Below are 3,150 nucleotides of genomic sequence, written 5' to 3' on the forward strand. Positions count from 1 at the left end.
AGCAGTGCCGCGCGCGGGGGCGGCAGCGGTGAGCGGTAGCCGTCGAGGCGGTCAGACGAGGTCCATGGCGGCGACCTCGTCGGGGCGGCCGTAGCTGATGGGCCCCTGGAAGCGGCGGCGGGCGGTGGCGAACCACCAGACCGTGGCCACGAGGAGGACGGCGGCGAGGGCGATCGGCGCGTAGTTGAAGGAGTCCACGGTGATCGGGGAGGCCTGCGGCAGCATGAAGAGGACGCTGCTGAGGACGATCCAGACCACCGCGAGCCAGCCGATCGGCCGGCCCCAGCGGCCCAGGTGCCACGGCCCGGGCTCGAAGCCGTCACCGAGGCGCAGCCGCAGGAAGATCGGCACCGCGTAGGCGAGGAAGAGGCCGACGACGTTGACGCTGACGATCGCGGTGAAGGCCGTGTGGGACCACCAGCCGGGGACGACGAGGGCGAGCGAGCAGGCCACCGCGAGCCAGACCGCCTTCACCGGCGTACGGGTGCGCGGTGAGACCGAGTGCCACCAGCGGGAGCCGGGCATGGCGCCGTCCCGGGAGAAGGCGAAGATCTGCCGGGTGTTGCTGGTGAGGTTGGCCAGGCCGCAGAAGAGCATCGCGCCGATGACGATGAGCAGCATCACCTTGGCGGTGGTGAGGCCGAGGCCGTCGATGAGGATCTGGACGGGCGGGGCGGCCGCGGCCGCCACCTTGGAGTAGTCGCTAATGCTGTAGACCAGTGCCAGCATCAGGACGAGACCGGTGATCGCCGAATAGCCGATGGCGCGGGTGATCCCCTTCGGGGCGTTGACGGTGGCGCGGACCGTTTCCTCGGACATGTGGAAGCTGCCGTCGAAGCCGGTGAAGGTCCAGCTGGTGACCAGCAGGCCGAGCATGCCGCCGTAAAGCCCGCTCGTGAAGCCGGTGTTGTTCTCGAAATGCGTCACGAACGACGCAGGCTGATGATGGTGCGGCATCACTATGAGTGCCCCGACGATCACCACGAGTCCGACCAGCAGCCACCACACGGAAATGCGGTTCAGTACGGCGACGAGCTGCACGGTGTAGGTGTTGGCGAGCCCCTGCACGACGATGATCAGAGCCGTGATCAGGATCGTCTGGTGCACGGTCGGCCGGTAGGAGGGCCACTGCAGCTGCACGAAGGCCTGGACGAAGGTGGCGGCCGCATAGCCGGTGGCGGCCGTGCCGCCGATCTGGCCCACGAAGTTCAGCCAGCCCGTGTACCAGGACCAGGCACCCTTGTGCCGCTTGGCGAGTTTGCCGGCGGAGAAATACAGGGCACCGCTCGTCGGATAGGCGGAGGCGACCTCGCCCATGGACGCTCCGATGAGCAGAACCATGATCGAGACACCGATCCAGCCGAACACGAGAATGCGGGGGCCACCCGCATTCATACCGAATCCGAAGGACGAGAAAATACCCGAGAGGATATTGATGATGGTGAAGGAGATCGCGAAATTGTCGAACGCCTTGAAACGGCGTGTGAGTTTCCGCGGATAACCCATCGCGTGGAGAGTCGCGTCGTCGTCGAGCACGACCGCTTCCTCTCCCGCGCGGGCCCGTGCCCGTGGGGTAGGCATTCCTTCCGACACAGATCGACCTTTCTCTCGATGGCTCTCGATGCGGAGCGGGGGCGAGCGGGTCAGGCGGGTCCCGGGACGGGCAGGCCGCAGCCGCGACGCGCCCGGGAGAGCTGCTCGGCGGGGTCGCCGAAGGCACTCCAGGGCATGCGCGAGGCGTACGGGCCCATCGCCGTGAAGACCGCCCGGGCCTCGAACTCGCGCTGGGCCATGACCAGCGCGTGCGCGAGGTAGGCCAGGTCGAGCACCGGGGTGAAGCGGTAACGGGCCGCGGCGGGCAGCCAGTTGTGGTAGATCGCGAGCGCGGTGGAGCGCCACTGGGGCTGCTCCCAGACCCGGTCGGCGAGCAGCTGGGTCGGGTTGTAGCTCTCCACCAGGGCCACCAGGGGCAGCAGCCGCAGGGCGGAGTCGGCGGGCGCCCGCTGGCTGAGGAAGGCGGCCACGTCCCAGGCCGAGTTGACCGAGCCGCCGTACCGCGTGAAGAAGGAGGACAGGAAGCGGTGGTGGGCCTCGCGGTGCCAGGGGTCCAGCGACAGGATGTGCGCGAACAGCCGCCAGGGCCCAGGCGGGGCGGTGAGCAGGCCCTGCGGGGCCGGGTCCCGCAGCCGGTGCAGCCGGGCCATGGCCAGCTTGGCGACCCAGGGCGTGGGATCGCCGGGGGCCGCGGCGGCGGCCCGCTCGCAGGCGGTGAGCGCGATCCGCTCCAGGGCCTCGGCGCGCTCGTCGCGGGCGTCCGCGGCGCGCAGTGCGCGCTGCACGGCGACCCGGGCCCACATCAGCGCGGCTTCGGGCGAGGGCTCCTCGGCCAGCCAGCGCTCGACCAGGTCGGTGCCGGCCGCCTCGGAGGCGAGGACCAGCGAGCGGTGCGCCCGCAGGGCGAAGTCGGAACGGGTCTCGCTCAGGGCCTCGTGCGCGTATCGATAACGTCCTGCGCGGACATCGACGCAAACGCTTGCCAGGACACGGTCGTCGGCCGCCGGGTGCCATACATAGTGCCCTTCGAATAACTCCGCGGCCATGTCCCCTGCCTGTCCCCGTTCGACGCATCGCAGTTGCGCAGGAGGCACTTTACTCAGCGGCGGGCACACCCGGAACGCCGAATTCGACATATCGGTCAGGGGATTCGCGAATGTTTATGGGTGCCATTGACTGGCCGCCAGCCGGTGGTTCAAACCGTGACTTTCCTTCCGTCCGGCGGTCCCAGTGGTCCAGTCACTATGGGCCGCTACTAGAATGTTTCCGGAAAACCCCCCACACCGCACCACACCTCGGGAATCGCCATCGACGACCTCGCCGCCCGGCTGTGCGGGCTCCGCCCGTCCCTCGGGCCGGTCCGGCTGATCGGCGTGGACGGGCACGCCGGCTCCGGGAAGTCCACCTTCGCCGGACGGCTGGCCGCCGCCCTGGGCGGGGCCCCGGTGCTCCATCTCGACGACATCGCCAGCCACGAACAGCTGTTCGCGTGGACCGACCGGATCACCGCGGGCAGACCGTAGTCGAGCAGGACCCGCAGGCTCTCGGTGTCCATCGTGAAGATGTCCTGCGACCACCAGGCCAGCGAGTCGGCCA

Annotated in this window: 2 protein-coding genes and 1 pseudogene; 1 reads left to right on the forward strand and 2 read right to left on the reverse strand. The window is 69.3% G+C overall.

The window, feature by feature from the left end; all coding sequences use genetic code 11:
- Positions 1–51: 51 nt before the first annotated feature.
- The gene (locus ACWEN3_RS44280; RefSeq protein WP_452983759.1) at positions 52–1,581 is read right to left on the reverse strand and encodes an amino acid permease; all 1,530 of its coding nucleotides are present in this window, start codon (positions 1,579–1,581) and stop codon (positions 52–54) included.
- 62 nt (positions 1,582–1,643) lie between these two features.
- Positions 1,644–2,600: a hypothetical protein gene (locus ACWEN3_RS44285; RefSeq protein WP_452983762.1), complete on the reverse strand. Its 957-nt coding sequence runs from the start codon at positions 2,598–2,600 to the stop codon at positions 1,644–1,646.
- A 261-nt stretch (positions 2,601–2,861) separates the two neighbouring features.
- On the opposite strand from ACWEN3_RS44285, the pseudogene ACWEN3_RS44290 reads away from it, so the two are divergent.
- A pseudogene (locus ACWEN3_RS44290) lies at positions 2,862–3,059 on the forward strand (hypothetical protein); the annotation flags it as partial.
- Positions 3,060–3,150 lie beyond the last annotated feature (91 nt).

This window comes from Streptomyces sp. NPDC004561 (assembly GCF_053602155.1).